The sequence below is a fragment of the Labrys okinawensis genome, from assembly GCF_047345005.1.
GTDB lineage: Bacteria > Pseudomonadota > Alphaproteobacteria > Rhizobiales > Labraceae > Labrys > Labrys okinawensis.
In genome coordinates, this window is record NZ_CP178864.1 from 4078418 (window position 1) to 4098006 (window position 19589).

A 19589-nucleotide genomic window follows, 5' to 3' on the forward strand; every position below is an offset into this window, starting at 1 on the left:
CTCCGTGACGGCGATATGCGGGATGTCGGCCGAGGCACGCATCATTCGCGCCGTGGCCAGGAAGACGGTCTGCGGGGCGGCGAATGCCAGTCTCCTTCGCCAGCGGCTGGCATCGGCCCTGACCTCCGGCCGAACCGTTGGGCTCGTTTCCTTCGGACTTGCCGGCGGTCTCGCCCCCGACCTGGCGCCTGGTACAGTCGTGTTGGCCGATTGGGTTGCCGTTCCGGGGCGCCGCTGGAACACGGACAGCGGATGGCGGCAGCGATTGTTGGAGGCCTGCGACGGCGCCATGTTGGCGGGAGTGGCTGGCAGCGATGCACCCGTCGCGACACGCCTTGCCAGGCAGCAGTTGCACTCAACGACGGGCGCTTCGATCGTGGATATGGAGTCTCACATCGTCGCCGACATGGCTGGGACGATGGATTTGCCCTTCGTGGTCATCCGCGCCGTCGCCGACGGAGCCGGATCGGACCTTCCCCCGGCGGCCTTGATACCGCTTCATGACGACGGCCGTCCTGATCTGCCGCGCATTCTGGCAAGCCTGGCGCGCAGCCCGGGCCAGCTTCCCGACCTTCTGCGCCTCGCGCGTGCCTCCAGACAGGCCTTTGCGTCACTCGGCGGCGTCTGTCGCGACCTCGGCCCCGGCCTTGCCTGCCCTTATTTCCTCTAGCTTGTGCTGAACATGCCTTGAAAACGCGTATTCGGCTGGCCGCTGGTTCTGAAGCGGAATATCGGGGGCCATCGGTCCCTCTGTACGTGGCCCCTTGAGACTGAGCGCGAGCAGCTTGAGCGGGTGCTTCACGGCATCCTTCACGGCCGTCGCCTCGAAGCCGCTATGCACCATGCAATCGGCGCATTTTTCGTAATTGCCGGTGCCGTAGCTGTCCCAATCGGTGCTGTCCATCAACTCCTTGAAGGTCTTGGCATAGCCCTCACCGAGCAGGTAGCAAGGCTTCTGCCAACCGAAAACCGTGCGCGTGGGATTGCCCCAGGGCGTGCAATGGTAGGTCTGGTTGCCCGCGAGGAAATCGAGAAAGAGCGCCGACTGGAAGAAATCCCAGTTACGGCCCCCGCGTCCGCGCTTGAAGATCTCGCGAAACAGCGTCTTGGTGGTGGTGCGATTGAGGAAATGCTGCTGGTCAGGGGCCCGCTCATAGGCATAGCCGGGCGAAATCGTGATGCCGTCGACTCCCAGCGGCCGGAGGGTGTCGAGGAAACCGGCAACGTTTTCGGGATCCGCATCGTTGAACAGGGTGCAGTTGATGTTGACCCGAAAGCCTGCAGCCTTCCCCGCCTTGATGGCGGCAACGGCCTTGTCATAGACGCCCGTCTGGCACACGGATTTGTCGTGCATCTGTTTGTCGCCGTCGAGATGCACCGACCAGTTGAAGTTTTTGTGCGGCTTGTACTGACCCAGCTTCTTTTCCATGAGAAGCGCGTTCGTGCATACGGTAACGAACTTTCCCCTGGCGAGCAGAGCCTCGACGATTTCGGGCAGCTCGCGATGGAGCAAAGGCTCGCCGCCGGCAATCACCACGACCGGAGCGGGGCACTCCTCAGCGGCGCCCAGACATTCCTCCACCGAGAGGCGCTGATTGAGGATGGGGGCTGGATAATCGATCTTGCCACAGCCCGCACAGGCAAGGTTGCAGCGAAACAGCGGCTCCAGCATGAGGACCAGCGGGTAGCGCTTCACCCGCATCACCTCATTCTTGAGGATGTAGCCACCAATACGGGCCATCTGGTTGAACGGAATACCCATACAACATGATCCTTCGAGAAACAGATCGCCACTTAGCTTTCGACAAGGTCGGCCGGCAGCTTGAAATGAATATGTTCTTCCCGACCTGACATGGTCGAGACGTCCAGATCGTCCCACTCGGCCAGCCGATCGATGACTCGCTCGATCAGTACCTCAGGCGCCGAAGCTCCTGCAGTGATGCCGACAGTGCGGACATTGCCGAGCCATTCGCGCTCGATCTTGGTTTCGTCGGCGATAAGATAGCTCGGAACGCCGGATTCCGCGCCAATCTCACGCAAGCGATTCGAATTTGAACTGTTTTTGGATCCGACGACCAGGACCAAATCTACCATCTGCGCCAGCTCGCGAACGGCTCGCTGACGATTTTGCGTCGCATAGCAGATATCATTGGTATCAGGACCTTCGAGGTCGCTGAAGCGCTGTTTCAGGGCCGCGATGATCTGACGCGTATCGTCGAGGCTGAGCGTCGTCTGGGTCACATAGGCTACCGGCACATCGTCGGAAAGCGGCAGTGCCGCGACATCGGCGACCGTTTGCACGAGATGAACAGGGCCTTCGATACGGCCCAGTGTTCCTTCAACCTCGGGATGTCCGGCATGGCCGATCAGGATGATTTCGCGGCCCTGCGCCCGATAGCGCCGCCCCTGGTTGTGCACTTTCGCCACGAGGGGACAGGTGGCGTCGAGAACGGGAAGGCCCCGGCTGCGCGCTTCGTCCTCGACGGCCTGCGCCACGCCATGAGCGCTGAAGATCGTCATCGCACCGGGCGGTATCTCATCCAGGCTTTCGACGAAGCGGGCCCCCTTGGCTTCCAGGCTTTCGACAACATGGCGATTGTGCACGATCTCGTGCCGCACATAGACAGGCGCTCCATGCCTCTTTAGCGCCAGTTCCACGATATCAATGGCCCTGACAACGCCAGCACAAAAACCGCGAGGCGTAGCGAGAATTACCTTCATCGACAACGGCCTATCATCCAATTGCACCAACCAGACTAACAACGCGACGTCAAACAGTCCAACTTAAAACGCCTCCATTTCGCAACCCTCGCTGGCTCCCGCTGTGGTTGGCGCAGGCAATTCCAAACTGGAAGCTAGCTTGTGGAAGGCCGGGGCACTAGGCATTAGAAGTTGTTGTGCAGTCGAGGCCGCGAGGAGCAGGTACGATGGTCGAAACGTTAATTCTTCGCATCGTCCATGCCTGCACGCATCACGCTTATCGCGTCCTGACTCTGGCCTTTCTCCTCGGGATGGCCGCGGCAGCCTATGCCGCAACGCATTTTGCCATCAACACCAACTCCAGCGAACTGATCTCCCCCGACGTGGCCTGGCGCCGATACGAGGCGGCTTTCAATGCCGCCTTTCCGAATCTCGACACCGGAGTCGTGGTGGTGATCGACGCCGCGACCCCGGATCAAGCCGACTCCGCCGCAGAATCACTGTTCGCCAAGCTGCAATCCACGCCGCAGGCGATCAAGCTGGTTCGCCAGACGGGAGCCGGCCCTTTCTTTTCTCGCAACGGCCTGCTGTATCTGCCGACCAATGAGGTCCAGCGCATGGCAGGCCAGATCCAGCAGGCCGCTCCCCTGCTCGGCCCCCTCGCCGCCAATCCCAATCTCGCGGGCCTGGGGCAGACCCTGACGGGGCTGGGCAGCGGACTGGCAGCAGGCCAGATTCCACCGGACGCCATCGACAGGAACGCGTTGGCGTCGATCTCGAATACATTGGGAAGTGTTCTTGCCGGCAAGCCGTCAGCCCTCGATTGGAATAGCCTGACCGGCGGCGAGGGAGACAAGCGCGGAACGCGCCGATTGCTGCTCGTCAACCCTGTGCTCGATTTCGCCGATCTCCAGCCCGGGCATCTTGCTGCCGATGCCATAAGGTCGGCGGCAAGAGACCTTGGGCTGACACCGGAGCATGGTGTCCGCGTGCGGCTGACCGGCGACGTGCCGATGGCCGACGAGGAGTTCAATACGCTGGCCGAAGGAGCCGGCCTGAACGGCGCACTCACGGCCCTCGCCGTGCTGATTATCCTCTGGTTGGCCCTGCGATCGGGCCGTCTCATCCTGGCCGTGGTCATCAGCCTTGTGGTTGGCCTGGCCATCACCGCCGCACTCGGCCTGCTGATGGTCGGCGCCTTCAATCTGATCTCGGTGGCCTTCGCCGTCCTCTTCGTCGGACTAGGTGTCGATTTCGGCATCCAATTCAGCGTCCGATATCGCGATAAAAGACATCAGGTTGACGATTTGACGGAGGCGCTGGACCGGTCGGCGCTCAAGGCGGGCCGTCCCCTTGCCCTGGCAGCGGTCGCGGTGGCTGCCGGCTTCTATTCCTTCCTCCCGACGTCCTACCGCGGCCTCTCGGAACTGGGCTTGATCGCCGGCACGGGCATGATCGTGGCCTTCATCAGCAGCATCACCTTGCTGCCCGCCCTCATCCGTATCCTACGCCCGCCCGGCGAACCGGAACCCGTCGGCTTTCTCTTCCTTGCTCCCGTCGACCGCTTCACCGCCCGCTACCGTTACCCCATCCTGATCATCACCCTGCTGCTGGTCATGGCTGGGCTGCCGCTGCTCTGGCACGTCCGCTTCGACTTCAATCCGATCCATCTGCGCAGCCCGGCTGTCGAATCGGTCGCGACATTCATCGACCTGACGCGCGATCCCGATACCAGCCCTGCAACGATCCACATTCTGCGGCCCTCGCTTCAGGCCGCCCAAAGCACAGCGGATGCGCTCGACAAGGTGCCGGAGGTCGGACGAACCGTAACGCTCGCCTCGTTCATTCCCGATGACCAGGCTGCGAAACTCGACGCGATAGCCGGGGCTCGGGCTGCTCTCGAACCGGTTTTCGCGATCCCGCCATCGAAAGGCGAGACTCCCGATGCCGAGACGGTGTCTTCACTGCGCCAGGCGGCGATGGTCTTGAACGGGTTGGGCCAGCAGGACAAGGCGATTGCGCAGCTCGCCGATCAGCTGACGCGGCTGGCGGATGCACCAGCCGGCACACGCGCGCAAGCACAGCAGGCGCTGTTCAGCGGCTTTCCCGGCCTTCTGGCCAGGTTGCGCGACGGCCTGCAGGCATCGAAAGTGACGCTGGACAATCTGCCCCCTGAGTTGAAGAGCGACTGGACCACATCCGATGGGCGTGCCGCGGTTCAGGTGTTCGCTCGAGGCGACACGAACGACAACCTCGCCCTGCGGAAATTTGCCCAGGCCGTGCGCGGCGTCGCTCCCGATGCGACCGGCTATCCGGTCACGATCCAGGATGCCAGCGAGACGGTCGTCAACGCGTTCATTCAGGCGGGAGCGCTGGCTCTGGTCAGCATCACCATCCTGCTCTTCGTGGTGTTGAAGCGCACCACCGACGTGCTTGTGACGCTGATCCCCTTGCTCCTGGCCGGCGTCGTGGCGATGGAACTGACGGTCCTGCTCGATCTGCCGCTCAACTTTGCCAATATCATCGCGCTGCCGCTGCTGCTGGGCGTCGGCGTGGCCTTCAAGGTCTATTTCGTCATGGCCTGGCGCTCCGGCGAGCGCAGTCTCCTGGCCTCGAGCCTGACGCGCGCGGTGCTGTTCAGCGCCGCCACGACGGCCGCCGCTTTCGGGAGTCTGTGGTTTTCGCATCATCCCGGCACGTCGAGCATGGGAGAGCTTCTGGCTCTTTCCCTGGCCTGCACGCTGATGGCGGCAGTGTTCTTCCAGCCGATATTGATGGGGCCACCGCGCCCGCCAAAGGGGTCTGGCGGAGAAACCGCATCGCCCACGGAACTGAAGGAATGATAGGGCCGGACACCGTCGCCGGCACAAAGCCCCAATGGAGGCGATCAGCTTAGTCCCGCAGTTCCCGCGCCGAGGCCACTGAAACTGCATAGGCGCAATGCGAGCCTCTCGACTAGGTCGCGCGTTTCAGGCGCGGTCAGGCCGGCAAGCTCCTCGGCATAGGAATATCCAGGCGCATGCCCCGGAAAGCCGCCGGTGGTCGCTGGATGGGTGTATATTTCCGTAACGCCGTCGGGCGCGTGCGAGAGAACCCCGCGCAGGCGCGCGCCCGTCATGGCTCCCGACCAGGCAAGGCCGAAGACCTGATCGGGCACAAGCAAGTCCCTGCGGCGGGCTCGGCGGCCGAGCAGATTGCTCCACAGCGCCACCGCAGCTCGGGCTGCGGTGGCGGCGGCAGGCTCTATCGCGCTGATGACGGCTGCGGGTTCGGAGGGAATCCTGAGGGCCCGCATGCCGTATCGCGGCCCGATTGCGAAGAGCAAGGACGCCACTGTCGGGTGCAGATGGTAATGCTTGTGGGCATTGACGTGGTCGAGAGCCAGGCCGGTCGATCGGAAGGCCTCGAACTGCGCGGTGATCTCGGCGGCGAGCTGACGCTTCGTCTTCGGGCTCACGAACATCCCCGTGCCGGCACGCACGAGATCGCGACGAAAGCGGCCCGCTGAATCAACCAGGCTCGGGATGCGTTGGGCCGGCAGGATCGGCACGTCCTCGACAAGGACAAGGTGCAGGCCGATCTTGAGTGTCGGCAAACGCCGCGCGATGGCGACAGCGCCTTCTGCGGCAGCCGCGCCGACCATCAGGCTTGCGCAGGTAAGAATGCCGTTCCGGTGCGCTTCCTCGACAGCCTCGTTCACTTCCGTCGACAGGCCGAAGTCGTCGGCGGTGACTATGACGGCGTTCAGGATGCCGTCCCTTTTGAAATGTCACGCCGCTCCCGCAGGAAGTGAAAGAACTCAACCCCTTCCCTCAGTCGCCGCTTCATCATTTCCGGACTGCGGACCATCTCTCCGACGATCGAGGCGATCTTTCCCGCCCGGAAATAGAACTGGCGGTAGAACGTCTCGACGGACTCGAAGATTTCGGTGTGACTGAGGCCCGGATAGTGCAACGGCGCAATCTGCACGCCGTGTTCGTCGACCAGTTCGGCATTGGCATCGTCAAGCCAGCCGTTCTCGATCGCCTGATTATAGAGGAAGGTCCCCGGATATGGCGCGGCAAGCGAGACCTGGATCGTGTGGGGATTGATGCGCTTGGCGAATTGGATGGTCTCCTCGATGGTCTGCCTGGTCTCGCCCGGCAAGCCCATGATGAAGGTGCCGTGAATGGTGATGCCGAGTTCGTGGCAATCCTTGGTGAAGCGTTCGGCCACGTCGATGCGCATGCCCTTCTTGATATTGTACAGGATCTGCTGGTTCCCCGACTCGTAGCCGACAAGAAGGAGCCTCAGGCCATTGTCCCGCATCACCTTGAGCGCTTCGCGCGGAACATTGGCCTTGGCGTTGCACGACCAGGTTACGCCGAGCTTGCCCAATCCCCTGGCGATCTCCATGGCCCTTGGCAGATCGTCGGTGAAGGTGTCGTCGTCGAAGAAGAACTCCTTGACCTCGGGAAAGGCCTTCTGGCTCCAGGCGATCTCCTCGAGCACATGGCCGACGCTGCGCGTACGATAGCGATGCCCGCCCACAGTCTGGGGCCACAGGCAAAAGGTGCAGCGCGATTTGCAGCCGCGACCGGTGTAGAGCGAAATATAGGGATGCTTGAGATAGCCAATGAAATAGTTCCGGATCGTCAGGTCGCGCTTGTAGATCGGCGTCACGAAGGGCAGCGAGTCCATCTGCTCGATCATCGGCCGATCCGGCGTATGGACGATATCGCCCGAGGCTTCTCGATAGGACAGGCCGCGAATGGACTTCCAGTCCATGCCGTCGGCAACGTCCTTGATGGTGAAGTCGAACTCATTGCGCGCCACGAAATCCACAGCGGGCGCCGCGGCAAGGCTCCCGGCGGCATCGACGGCCACTTTCGCGCCGATCAGCCCTGCCTTGAGAGTGGGATTGGCCGCCTTTAGAGCTTCGATCGTCTTCACGTCCGACTTGAACGAAGGCGTCGAAGTATGCAGCACCGCGAGATCAAAATCGCGCGCCTGCGCGGTTATCTCCGACAAGGGGGTGCGGTGCGGCGGCGCGTCGATGAGCTTGCTGTTCTCGACCAAGGCAGCTGGCTGGGCGAGCCAGGTCGGATACCAGAAAGAGGCAATCTCGCGCCGGGCCTGGTATCGCGAACCCGCTCCGCCGTCGAAACCATCGAAGGAAGGAGCCTGAAGAAAGAGAGTGCGCATGGTCAATCGCTTTCGTGTCGTGCAATCATGGAACCATCCGTCTTGACCAGGAACCGTTCCCCCTTCCAGTGCACGGCACTGGGCAGGAAGCTGGCAAGATAGACGAAGAAGGACAGGCCGTCTCTCAACACCAAAAGCCAGAGGGCCACTTCCTTGATGTCGAAACGCCGTTTGACGCTCCATAGCAGCAAATAGCGGCAGGCCAGAGACGTTGCGAGGAGAATACCGCTCCACTCGCTTCTGCCCGTCAGCAGGAAGGCAATCAGCGCCAGCGGTATGACATGTGTGAGCCCGGTGCCGATGAATCCCGGCCTGTCGACATTGGCAATGGTCTTGGCCCAGCGGATCTCATGCTTGAGGAGGTCGCTAAAAGTCCCCTCCGCGCAAATATGGGTAACGAGGAAGCCGGGAACGGCGACTTGCAGGCCCAGTCGGCGGACTCCGCGCCCGATCGCGTAGTCGTCCGCGAGGGTGTCGGCAAAGGTCTCGAAGCCTCCGAGCCTGTCGAGCGTTTCACGGCGCAGCGCGATTGTGGCGCCAAAGCAAGGGGTCGCGAGCTTTCCCGCAAGCCCGACCACGACGTTGGGAAGAAAGTGGCTGTCGATCGCCAGGGCCGCGAAGCGTGACCACGTCGTACGCAGGCGTCCACCGCGATAGGCGCAGCTTACGGCGCCGACGCCAGGGGTCTGGAGCTCGCCGACGACACGCCTCACATAGTCGGGCTCGACGACGATGTCGCTGTCAGCGAGGACGATGACCTCGCCCTTCGCCTGGAGCATCATATTGATGAGGTTGGAAACCTTCGGATTGCTGCCGTGCCGCTGGGGGTTCACCACAAGGCTGAGATCCTGCCCGGGCAAGGCATCGATCAGGGCTCTGACATCAGGAATGGCAGCATCGGCCAAGCTTTGGACGCCGAAGATGATCTGGATCGGCCCGGCGTAATCCTGTTGCGCAAACGAAAACAGGTTCGCGGCAAGAAGCGGTTCCGCGCCGTGGAGAGGCTTGAGAATCGTCACCAAAGGGCTCGAAAGGTGCGCCGCCGCATTGGTCCTCGAACCAAAACGTCCCACCAGCCAGGCTGCCAACAGCCAATAAAGACAGCCGAGAGCTGCCAGAACGCCGATAATCTGACCCAGAATATACATTGCGAGGGCCACACACTCTGATACTTACGCCCGCCCTGCCCGAAGCCAGCCAAGCTCGATGCCTTGCCAGATCGCCAGACCTGTAATTCCGAGTATGATGTCAGGTATGCGCTTTAACAAGCCAATAGCGACGGCGGTCTGAGGAGAGAGACCATATGTAGCGGCGAGCGCGACAATAGCGCCTTCCTGAATGCCGAGGCCGCCCGGAATCACGAAGAACACCGCCCTTGCCGCATGCGACAGGCTCTCGATGACAAGGGCGGCGCTGAAGTCGACCGGATGTCCTATGAACCGGCACGCAATCCAGACTTCGCTGGCGCCGAAGATCCAGATTGCCATGTGAATCGTCGCCGCCAGGGCGAGGCGCCCCGGGGCGGCATGTATTTCCCGGAGACTGCTGGACAGGCCCGCAATTCCACCCGGCATGGTCCAGCCGTTCCGCCCCACCAAGCCGCCGATGCGTTCTTCGATCCAGGCGATACCACCCCAGCGCTGGACCGCAAGAAATCCTGCGACACCGATGGCAAGCAGCCCGACCCCCCCGGCCAGCCACAGCACCAGCCGTGCATCGCTGGACTTCGACCAGAACAGGAAGAGGCCGAGCAGAGAGAAGACCAGCTGGGTGCCAACTTGCACCAGGAGATCTGCGAGTACGCTGGCCGTCGCCACGGAGGCCTTGACGCCGCGTCTCGACAGGAGGCGCGCACCGACAATGTCGCCGCCAACCTGTGCGACGGGCAGGAGAACGTTGATAGCCTCGCGAACCCAGCGAAGGATGGGACAGACCCACCAGGCGATAGAAGCCTCCAGCACGGCACGCCACGCCACACCCGAGGCCAGCACCTGGATATACCGTGCGATGACGATCAGTCCGACACCCCAACCCGCGGCTCCGACCGCTCTCATTATGTCGCCGGCCCCCCAGTACAGGGTCAATCCTGCCAGGATACAGGCACCCAGAAGCATCGCCAGGGGAAGCCGGGCGAGGCCACGAACATCGAGGCGAAGAGCATTTCCCATGCGGATCAAAGCTTTGTCGAATGCATTGCTGGAACGCTCGCGAGAGTAACCTTACGGTCCTTTGAGGGCAAATCACCGGCTTGGCCGCGGCGTCCCCTCGTCGGCCGTTGCACCCGAAAGGCGGAAGCTGAAAGCCAGGTCAGCAACTCCCGCCTGCAATCTCAGGTGCTTCCTGTCGCTTGCCGCGCACAATTCTCCAAGGCGGTACTCATCATTTCCAATACCTTGTCCTTCCGCGAACCAAGGCCGTGACGAGCAGCCAACCAGCTTGGATCGTTGTAGGAAAGCCAGGTTGCGCCCGCTTCATCCTGCCACACCAGCGCCTTCAGCGGCAGGTCGATGCCCATGGTCTGGACCTCTTGCATCAGTGGTGTTCCGGCCTTCGGATTGCCGAAGATCAGCACTTCCGTGGGCCGCAGATCAAGACCGACCTTCTGGGCGGCGCCAGCGTGATCGATCCGTGCAAGCACCGCCATCCCGCTCCGGGTGACAGCCTCGACAAGCCGGTCCTTCGTCTCCGCGGGACCATGTGAACTTCGCAGGGTCATCAGGCCGTCTGGCTTCATGTCGGGCTCCTCGCAGTCTCATAGCGTCGATATGTCCAGCCGGTCCCAGATCCTGACCAGGTCGGCAACGGAACCGGCCTGCATCTTGCGCATGATCTGGCCTCGCCTCACCTTGACCGTGATTTCGCTGACGCCGAGATCGGCAGCGATCTGCTTGTTCAGCAATCCCCGCACCACCAATCCCATGACGTCGCGCTCCCCCGGCGTCAGCGTTTCCCAGCGCCCCCTGAGTCTGGCTGCGACATCGTCTTCCGCTCGCCTCTGCATGTCTCTCTTGATCCCCTGCTGAATGGCATCCAGCAGATCCTGGTCGCGGAAGGGCTTGGTCAGGAATTCGATCGCCCCTGCCTTCATCGCGCGCACCGACATTTCGATGTCGCCATGGCCGGTGATGAAGATGACGGGAATGCGCATGCTGAGCGCAGCCATCTGTTGCTGGAAATCCAGGCCGCTCTGGCCCGGCATCCTGATGTCGAGGACCACACACGCCGGGGTTTCGGAGACGCCATGTTCCAGGAAAGCCTGTGTCGATCCGAAGGAGCGCACGGCCAGATCGACCGACGCGAGCAAATCCTCCAGCGCGCGGCGCACGGATTCATCGTCGTCGATGACATAAACCACAGCCCCGCTTGCTTCCGGTCTTGCCCGAGTGGACGTCACCATGCGTTTGCTCCGGCAACGGGTAGGCTGACGCGGAAGGTAGCACCCATGCGAGGTTTGGAGGACACCGAAATGCTGCCTCCATGGGCTTCGATGATCGTACGGCTGATCGACAACCCAATGCCCATGCCTCCCTCCTTTGTAGTCCAGAAGGCATCGAAGAGACGCTCAAGTTCGGCCGGCTTGATGCCGATGCCGGAATCGGCAACCGTGATGGTTGCCATTCCGGCATTGTCAATAAAGGACGCGACCTCCAGTTCACGCTTGAAGGTCGGCATGTCATGCATCGCCTCCATCGCATTGAGCAGCAAATTCCCGATGACCTGCTGGACCTGGATCCGATCAGCAAGGATCGGCGGCAGGCCGTCGGCCAGCCTTAGGCGTATCGAGATGCTGTTGCGCTCGATTTCCGCCTGCGCCTGCGCCAGACTCTCCTTGATCACATCATTGAAGTCGAGCGCCTCCCGGTGAGGCAGTTCGCTTCGGGCCAGGCCGCGCACACGTATGATGACGTCGCTCGCGCGGTTCGCGTCGTTGATGATGCGGTCGGCGGCCTGGCGGGCCTTTTCCAGATTTGGCGGTTCGCGGTCGAGCCAGCGCCGGCAGGCATCGCCGCTCGTGACGATGGCGGCCAGGGGCTGGTTGACCTCATGGGCGATCGATGCCGTCAGCGCTCCCAGGCTCGTCAGGCGCGCCACGCGAGCCAGTTGTGTCTGCGCCTCGAAGGCCGAGGCCTGGGCGGCCACCGTCTGCAGAACGAGATAGGTGGTGATGCCGATGGCGGCCACGCTGATCCCGCAATTCAGCAGGCCCGCCTCAAACATGCCGCGCCTGGTAAGGAAAAGACTGAGGACCGTCAGGGCCACGCAGACGCCGGCAAGCACGATGACGCCGCGCGTCGACAGGAAGCCGATCGCAAGGAGGATGACCACGATATAGAACACCGCGAAGGCGATCTCGTAGTCGGTAACCGTATCGGCAACGAACACGCAGCCCAGCAAAATCAAGATCATCGCAGCCCGAAGCCCGGGCCGGGCATGATGTCCTGTAAACATGGCGTTTCGCCCACTGCTGCTCATCACGTCGATCCACGCCCCATGCCGCATCCGATGTTCCCGGCTCCCGGCGGCGGTTTCAGCCAGGTCCTGAACCGGCATGATTGCTGCCTACCAGAACACCCGGTCTGCCTATAATAATGCCGAGTATAGAGCCGATATACTTTCGTATACCAAACTATCGTTCGAATTTCTTGCGGCAAGGAAAGCGCATGGACAGATAATGAAGGATATTGCGAGCGCCTGGTCTTGGCGCAAGGCCTGCGCCCCTATGTCATCCTTTTCGCCCATCCGACCGAACCACAGTCGCCGCCCAATCGCCGGTATTGGCCTCCTGCGAAGGGGCTCCCGCCTGCATCCTCTTATTCGGAGATTCATCCATACCGGCTCGCTGCAACTGCTCCGGTTCGCCTTGTCGCTGCGGCGCCTTGGCCTGATCGTCGAGGCACGGTTGGTTCTTCGCCTGTCTCAGTGGCTGTTCAAGGCAGTGACATGACCTCGCGATTATCTGCCTTGAAGTGCCGCATGTTGAGACGGCACTGACGATCGGCAAGATAGGCGTATTGTTAAGGGCTTGTGGCCATCTGTTGCAGCAGTACGCGAGATAATCGGTAATCACGGAGGCTCCGGATATACCTGCGTATAGGCTCGCTATTCCGATGGATGTGTCCCCTTTCCGCACGCATGCTGGCCGGTCGGCACGACCGGTTCTATAGCATCTCCTGCCAGTGGCTTCGAACCACCGCGTCTTCCAACGGAAACGAGAGCCATGCCCGAAACCCCTGATCGAGAAAGCGCGCCGCAACGAGCGTCCGGCGAGATGAGGTGAACGGGCTCGCCCGCGGCGCTCCAAGCGGCCCGCCGTTGAGGTGACCTATGTTTTCGTTCTCGGCAGATGTTCGCAACCGTACTTCCTTGATCCCACCTATGGATGTGCGAGTACTGCCTGAGCGCAAAGATACGCGGGACCGAGATCGGCGATGCGCCTTCTTGCCCTTCCGGCTGTTGCAACGCTCGACCCAATATCCCGGCTAGCGCGAAACGAGGCCTATCATGTCATCCCAGAAATTTGCCCCGCTCGCCATCCGGCGCTCCATCCTGCCAAGCCTGTGGGACCTGATGGCACTCCTGCTCATCGTCGGGGCCATTGTCCTCGTGGCCTATGGCGCTCACGTCACCACCGCGCCGCTCTCGACACTCGACACGACACCGCTCTCGCTCGATCCCGTCAACCTGCCTCTATATGCCGTCAGGACCATGCTGCGCATGCTGCTGGCGATCGTGTTCTCGCTGATCTTCACTTTCATCTATGCCGCCCTCGCCGCCAAGAGCCGGCGGGCCGAAATGGTGCTGATCCCGATCCTCGACATCCTGCAGTCGGTGCCGATCCTCGGGTTCCTCACCTTCACGGTGACCTTCTTCCTCAATCTCTTCCCCGGCAGCGTGCTCGGCGCGGAATTCGCCTCGGTGTTCGCCATCTTCACCAGTCAGGCCTGGAACATGACCTTCAGCATGTACCAGTCGATGCGCAACCAGCCCAAGGATCTGGAGGAAGCAACGAAAAGCTTCCACCTCAGCGGCTGGCAGCGTTTCTGGCGGCTGGACGTGCCCTTTGCCATGCCGGGCCTCGTGTGGAACACCATGATGTCGATGTCCGGCGGCTGGTTCTTCGTGGTGGCTTCCGAGGCGATCACGGTCGGCGACACCACGATGACGCTGCCCGGCATCGGCTCCTATGTGGCGCTTGCCATCAAGCAGCAGGATATCTGGGCGGTCCTCTACGCCGTCATCGCCATGCTTGTGGTGATCATCCTGTATGATCAGTTGCTCTTCCGTCCGCTGGTTGCCTGGGCCGACAAGTTCCGCTTCGAGACCACCGCCTCGGGCATCGAGCCCACCTCGTGGATGCTCGATCTCTTTCGCCGCGCCCGCATCACACAGATCCTGGCCGCGCCATTCCAGTGGCTTGCGCGATTGATATGGACGGTCCGGCTGCCAGAATGGCCGAAACTCGGCTCCGAGAGGAACAATGCTTCCGCCTCGCGCGCCATAGACTGGATCTGGTTTGCGGTCATTGCCGCGGGCGCGGCCTGGGCCGCCTATGTCAGCATCGACTATCTGCGGGCGAGCATCGGCTGGCCGGATGTAACCACGGCCGTGATCGACGGCTTCATCACGCTACTGCGGGTCATCGTCCTGATGGCGATCGCCACCTTGATCTGGGTGCCTGTCGGCGTGTGGATCGGGCTTCGCCCGGCGCTTGCCGAGAAAATCCAGCCTCTTGCCCAGTTCCTTGCTGCCTTCCCCGCCAACATCGCCTTCCCGGTGTTCGTCGTCCTGATCGTGCATTTCGGCCTTAACGCCGATATCTGGCTCAGCCCGCTGATGATCCTGGGCACGCAGTGGTACATCCTGTTCAATGTGATCGCCGGCGCCAGCGCCTTCCCGGGCGATCTCAAGGAGGCGGCCCGCAGCTTCCATATCACCGGCTGGCGCTGGTGGCTGAAGGTGATCCTGCCCGGCATCTTCCCCTATTACGTCACCGGCGCCATCACGGCCTCCGGCGGCTCCTGGAACGCCAGCATCGTCGCCGAGGTAGCAAGCTGGGGCAGTACGCAGCTCACCACGCCCGGCCTTGGCTCCTACATCGCCAATGCCACCACCGCCGGTGATTTCCCGCGCGTGGTGCTCGGTTTCGTCGTGATGTGCGCCTTCGTCACGCTCTTCAATCGCCTGTTCTGGCGTCAGCTCTATGCCTTCGGCGAACGGCGCCTGCGCCTGGGCTGACCGCATTTCCGCATTCCGGAGGATCTTTCCATGCTTGATCAAATTGTGAAGGCCCCGCTCATCGACATCCGGCAGGTCGGCCGCTCCTTTCCCAAGCCGAGCGGCAAGGATGTCGTCGTTCTCGAGAATGTCGACCTGACCATCCGGGAGGGCGAAATCGTCGGCCTGCTCGGTCGCTCGGGCTCCGGCAAGTCCACCCTGCTGCGCATCATTGCCGGCCTGATCTCCCCCTCTTCCGGCCAGGCGCAGTGCCGGGGTGCTCCTATTCAGGGACCGCCGCTTGGCGTGTCCATGGTCTTCCAGTCCTTCGCCCTGTTTCCGTGGCTCACCGTGCTGCAGAATGTCGAGCTCGGCCTGGAGGCCAAGGGCGTGGACCGGGCCGAACGGCGCAAGCTTGCCCTCGCCGCGATCGACCTCATCGGCCTCGACGGCTTCGAGAACGCTTTCCCCCGCGAACTCTCGGGCGGCATGCGCCAGCGCGTGGGCTTTGCCCGCGCCCTGGTCGTCCATCCCGACCTCCTCCTCATGGACGAACCCTTCTCGGCCCTCGACGTGCTCACCGCCGAGACGCTGCGCACCGACATGATCGACCTGTGGATGGAAGGCCGGTTGCCGATGAAGTCGGTGCTGATCGTCACCCACAATATCGAGGAGGCCGTGCTGATGTGCGACCGCATCCTGGTGTTCTCCTCCAATCCCGGCCGTGTGGCGCAGGAATTGAAGGTGAACCTGCCCCATCCGCGCAACCGCCTCGATCCCATGTTCCGGCAATTGGTCGACAGCATCTACGCCTTGATGACTCAGCGCGCGGAGCCACGTGCGCCGTCGCTGGAAGGCATTCCCGGCACCGGAATGGGCATGGTGCTGGAACCGATCTCCACCAATATCCTTGCCGGTCTTATCGAGGCGCTGGCCGGGGCGCCCTATAATGGCCGAGCTGACCTGCCGGTGCTCGCCGGTACGCTGCAGCTTGAAGCCGACGAACTCTTCCACCTTGGCGAAGCCCTGCAATTGCTGCGCTTCGCCCAGCTCAGCGAAGGCGACATCGTGCTCACCGATGCGGGCAAGAGATTTGCCAACCTCGATACCGACGCACGCAAGAAGCTCTTTGCCGAACATCTGCTGGCCTACGTCCCGGTCATGGGCCTGATCCGTCGCGTGCTCGACGAGCGCCCAAGTCACACGGCGCCAGCGGCGCGGTTCCGCAACGAGCTGGAGGACTACATGAGCGAGTCCTATGCGGACGAAACGATGAACACGATCGTTTCCTGGGCGCGCTATGGCGAGCTGTTCGCTTATGACGAGCAGACCGAAACCTTCAGTCTCGAGAACCCGCAGTAACCGCCCTGCCCCGCCGGGTTTCGTTCCCCGTTCTTCAACGGCTGACAAACAGTATGCGTGATCGCCATATCGTCTTTCATCACCGGGCACTGGATTTCTGGCTGGCGCGTGGCGCCGTCCTTATCATCATCTGCCTCCAGTTGCTTGTCATCAACGACATCTCCTTCGGGCCGCGCTGGCTTGCGCCAGGCCTGGAGGCCATCCTGCTGGTGCCCCTCTCCATCGCCACCGCCTGGACGCAGTCGGCCGTGCGTGATGCGGTCGCGGACCATCACTGGCAGGCAATCGCGCGCTTCCGCGGCTTGATCCGCTGGGCCGCTCTTGGCCTGACCGGGCTGATCAGCGTGATGAATTGCGGGGCACTGATCGAACTGGTTCAGGCCTTGCTCGAAGGGCACGCCGGAAACAACGGCACCACGCTGCTGGTCGACGCCCTCAATATCTGGGTGACGAATGTCATCATCTTCGCCTTGTGGTTCTGGAGCACCGACCGCGGTGGACCTCCGACGTGCGGTCTCGTCGACCGCGCCCATTCCGACTTCCTGTTTCCGCAGATGACGATAAACGATCGGGGCATCAGCGACTGGCTTCCGGGCTTCGTGGATTATCTCTTCCTTGCCTTTACCAATGCCACCGCCTTCTCCCCCACCGACACGCTGCCGCTCACCGCACGCGCGAAGATCCTGATGATGGCGGAAGCCATGATTTCGCTGCTGACTGTCGCCCTGGTCGCGGCGCGGGCGGTGAATATCCTGGCTTGAAGATTCCCGCTCTTCGGTCTCGCCCTGCCCTCAGGCAGGCAAGGCCTGCAACACGCCCGCCGGATCTCCGCAATGGGAAACGGCTGCCCCGATAGCGTGGAGGCCGTCGTCAAAACTGATGAGCGACGCCCTCCATGGTTGCGTACGCTAATACTATCCCTCATGAGTTGATTGTTGCACCCCTGCCTCGTCAGTATAACTACATGGCATCGTCATGTTCGAGGAAGCCGGTGAAAACCCGGAACGGTCGCGCCACTGTATTCGGCTGGGCTTCTTGCCAATCGAGAGTCAGACCCTCTTCGTGACTACGCATGACTCATACCTGGACGCGAAATCCGAGGAGACTCCCTTGATCAGTTCAACTGCAGCGCCGATCGCGGCGCCAATTGCCATTCCCCTTCGCGACGTCATTCCCTGGGCGATTTTTGCCGGCCTTCTGTGCCTGATCGCCATCTACTTCGTGGGTGCCGAAGAGGGAGCCACCTCGATCATTCAAGGCATGTATGTGCACGAATGGGTGCATGACGGCCGCCATCTTCTTGGCTTCCCCTGCCACTGAGAAGAAAGCACCGCCAAAATGGTTAGAGATCTCCTCGTCCGGGGGATGCTGGTCGGCATCCTCGCGGGTCTGTTGTGCTTTGGCTTCCTGAAAATCTATGGGGAACCCCAGGTCGACCGCGCGATCGCCTTCGAAACCCAGATGGACGAAGCCAAGGCCAAGGCTGAAATGGCAAAGGGCATGCCGATGCCGGCGGATGAGCCGGAACTCGTCAGCCGGCCCATGCAGGCAAGCTGGGGCCTGCTGACGGGCGTGATGGCGTACAACATCGCTTTTGGCGGCCTCTTCGCCCTGGCATTCGCCTTCGTGTTCGGACGGCTGGAGGCGACGAGTTCGCCCCGTGTCGCGGCAGTTCTGGTAGCCTTGACTGGTTTCATAGCGATCTATCTTGTGCCGAACCTGAAATATCCGGCCAATCCGCCCTCCGTAGGCAATCCGGACACCATCGGCATGCGCACCGCCCTCTATTTCCTGATGATCGCGATTTCGCTCGGCACCATGATTCTGGCGGCCAACATGCGCAAGGCGCTGGTCGGGCGCTGGGGCAATTGGAATGCCACGCTCATCGTCGCCGCATGCTATCTGGCCGTCGTGGTGATCGCCGCCTTGCTGATGCCCGTGATTGACGAGGTGCCGGAGGCCTTCCCGGCGGTCATCCTGTGGAAATTCCGTGTTGCGTCCATGGGCGCGCAGATCATCATGTGGTCGACACTGGCCCTGGTGTTCGGCGCCTTCGCTGAGAAGCTGATGGTTCCAAACCGGGTTGCCGCCTGACCCTTGATGCCGGCCGCTCGCCAGCGGCCGGCCCTTTGCAAGGGCCATCTCCAGAACACGCCGCGAATTCGGCTCTTCACGGTCTCAGGTCAGCCATTGCAAGTCCTCGAGTGAGCCCTCGGATCACGGCCAAAGCGTCTGCAGAATCGCGTCGAGACCATCCGTCAGAGCGGCAGGCCCGGGCTGCAGGATCAGCGGCGACTTGATCTCCACGATTCGCCCTTCGCGCACGGCGGGAATGCGCTCCCACTCAGGCCGGCCGCTGATCCTGGCAGGCACAACCTTCTTGCCGCACCACGAGGCGAGGATCACATCCGGCGCAGCGGCAATGACCTCATCGGACGTGACGATCCGGTCAGCCGCCGCCTTCTCTCGCGCCTTGTGCGGAAACACATCATCGCCCCCGGCGATGCGGATCAGCTCGGACACCCAGCCGATGCCGCTGATCATCGGTTCGTCCCATTCCTCGAAATAGATCCTCGGTCGAGGCCCCCGCACCCGGGAGGCGATATCGCCAAGCCGCTTCTCGTAGCTCAGCGCCAGCGCCTCGGCCTTCTCGAGAGCGCCCACCAGGGCGCCGACCGTGCGGATCATGGACAGGATGCCGGCGATATCGCGCTGGTTGAAGGCGTGGACTTCGATGCCTGCCTTCACCAAACTCATCGCGATCTCGGCCTGAAGATCCGAAAACGTGAGCACCAGATCCGGCTCGAGCGCGAGGATCTTGGGGATATCGGCCGAGGTGAAGGCGGAGACGCGCGGCTTCTCGCGTCGCACCTGTGGCGGGCGCACCGCATAGCCGGACACGCCGACGATGCGGTCCTGTTCGCCAAGCAGATAGAGGGTCTCGACCGTCTCCTCGGTGAGGCAGACGATGCGCGAAGGTGGAAAGCGGCCGGCCATGGGCTAGAGGTAGCCCGTCGCGCGAGCCTCGGCAATGTTTCGGATCAGTCGAGCACGGAGCAAGGTGGCAGCCAGTCACGTTAGCGACTTCCATCCTGACTGGGCGCCTCGTGAGGCTCGGCCCGTGACAA

At 62.2% G+C, this 19589-nt stretch carries 17 protein-coding genes and 1 riboswitch; of the genes, 7 read left to right on the forward strand and 10 right to left on the reverse strand.

Going from position 1 to position 19589, the window contains the following annotated elements:
- The first annotated feature begins 22 nt into the window (after positions 1-22).
- Complete coding sequence (locus tag ACMDCR_RS19120) at positions 23-670, forward strand: phosphorylase (RefSeq protein WP_413988130.1); 648 nt, start codon at positions 23-25, stop codon at positions 668-670.
- Here the strand turns inward: ACMDCR_RS19120 and hpnH are convergent.
- On the reverse strand, positions 611-1762 hold the full coding sequence (hpnH, locus tag ACMDCR_RS19125) for an adenosyl-hopene transferase HpnH (RefSeq protein WP_413988131.1): 1152 nt from the start codon (positions 1760-1762) through the stop codon (positions 611-613). The genes ACMDCR_RS19120 and hpnH overlap by 60 nt on opposite strands.
- A 32-nt stretch (positions 1763-1794) precedes the next feature.
- Positions 1795-2721, reverse strand: coding sequence for a 4-hydroxy-3-methylbut-2-enyl diphosphate reductase (gene ispH, locus ACMDCR_RS19130; RefSeq protein ID WP_413993668.1), 927 nt, complete (start codon positions 2719-2721; stop codon positions 1795-1797).
- A gap of 206 nt (positions 2722-2927) precedes the next feature.
- Here ispH and ACMDCR_RS19135 point away from each other — a divergent pair, with 206 nt between their 5' ends.
- Positions 2928-5543, forward strand: a complete 2616-nt coding sequence (locus ACMDCR_RS19135; RefSeq protein WP_413988132.1) for an MMPL family transporter — start codon at positions 2928-2930, stop codon at positions 5541-5543.
- Between the two features lie 44 nt (positions 5544-5587).
- On the opposite strand, the gene hpnK is transcribed toward ACMDCR_RS19135, so the two are convergent.
- The 7 genes from hpnK to ACMDCR_RS19170 all read right to left on the reverse strand — a co-directional run bounded on the left by hpnK (position 5588) and on the right by ACMDCR_RS19170 (position 12435).
- Positions 5588-6448 (reverse strand): hopanoid biosynthesis-associated protein HpnK, encoded by an 861-nt coding sequence (gene hpnK / locus ACMDCR_RS19140; protein WP_413993669.1) that lies wholly within the window; start codon positions 6446-6448, stop codon positions 5588-5590.
- Positions 6445-7884, reverse strand: a complete 1440-nt coding sequence (gene hpnJ / locus ACMDCR_RS19145; protein WP_413988133.1) for a hopanoid biosynthesis associated radical SAM protein HpnJ — start codon at positions 7882-7884, stop codon at positions 6445-6447. The genes hpnK and hpnJ overlap by 4 nt, the downstream gene beginning before the upstream one ends.
- 2 nt (positions 7885-7886) lie before the next feature.
- Complete coding sequence (gene hpnI, locus ACMDCR_RS19150) at positions 7887-9032, reverse strand: bacteriohopanetetrol glucosamine biosynthesis glycosyltransferase HpnI (protein ID WP_413988134.1); 1146 nt, start codon at positions 9030-9032, stop codon at positions 7887-7889.
- A gap of 24 nt (positions 9033-9056) precedes the next feature.
- Positions 9057-10052: a lysylphosphatidylglycerol synthase domain-containing protein gene (locus ACMDCR_RS19155; RefSeq protein ID WP_413988135.1), complete on the reverse strand. Its 996-nt coding sequence runs from the start codon at positions 10050-10052 to the stop codon at positions 9057-9059.
- A gap of 161 nt (positions 10053-10213) precedes the next feature.
- A complete protein-coding gene (locus ACMDCR_RS19160; RefSeq protein ID WP_413988136.1) occupies positions 10214-10618 on the reverse strand; it encodes a DUF302 domain-containing protein in 405 nt (134 codons plus the stop codon).
- Positions 10619-10636: 18 nt separating this feature from the next.
- Entirely contained in the window at positions 10637-11281 is a 645-nt protein-coding gene (locus ACMDCR_RS19165) for a response regulator transcription factor (RefSeq protein WP_413988137.1), read from the reverse strand.
- Entirely contained in the window at positions 11275-12435 is a 1161-nt protein-coding gene (locus ACMDCR_RS19170) for a sensor histidine kinase (protein ID WP_413988138.1), read from the reverse strand. Before ACMDCR_RS19170 ends, ACMDCR_RS19165 begins: the two co-directional genes overlap by 7 nt.
- A gap of 951 nt (positions 12436-13386) precedes the next feature.
- Between ACMDCR_RS19170 and ACMDCR_RS19175 the strand changes: the two genes are divergently transcribed.
- From ACMDCR_RS19175 to ACMDCR_RS19195, 5 genes are all read left to right on the forward strand, one after another.
- On the forward strand, positions 13387-15120 hold the full coding sequence (locus tag ACMDCR_RS19175) for an ABC transporter permease (RefSeq protein ID WP_413988139.1): 1734 nt from the start codon (positions 13387-13389) through the stop codon (positions 15118-15120).
- A gap of 30 nt (positions 15121-15150) precedes the next feature.
- Entirely contained in the window at positions 15151-16461 is a 1311-nt protein-coding gene (locus ACMDCR_RS19180) for an AAA-associated domain-containing protein (RefSeq protein ID WP_413988140.1), read from the forward strand.
- Between the two features lie 53 nt (positions 16462-16514).
- Complete coding sequence (locus tag ACMDCR_RS19185) at positions 16515-17222, forward strand: hypothetical protein (protein WP_413988141.1); 708 nt, start codon at positions 16515-16517, stop codon at positions 17220-17222.
- A gap of 222 nt (positions 17223-17444) precedes the next feature.
- Positions 17445-17516: riboswitch (cobalamin riboswitch) on the forward strand.
- Between the two features lie 55 nt (positions 17517-17571).
- On the forward strand, positions 17572-17781 hold the full coding sequence (locus ACMDCR_RS19190; protein ID WP_413988142.1) for a CbtB domain-containing protein: 210 nt from the start codon (positions 17572-17574) through the stop codon (positions 17779-17781).
- Between the two features lie 18 nt (positions 17782-17799).
- Entirely contained in the window at positions 17800-18555 is a 756-nt protein-coding gene (locus ACMDCR_RS19195) for a CbtA family protein (protein WP_413988143.1), read from the forward strand.
- A gap of 123 nt (positions 18556-18678) precedes the next feature.
- Here ACMDCR_RS19195 and ACMDCR_RS19200 read toward each other — a convergent pair whose 3' ends face one another.
- Positions 18679-19458, reverse strand: coding sequence for a cobalamin-binding protein (locus ACMDCR_RS19200; RefSeq protein WP_413988144.1), 780 nt, complete (start codon positions 19456-19458; stop codon positions 18679-18681).
- Between the last annotated feature and the right edge of the window lie 131 nt (positions 19459-19589).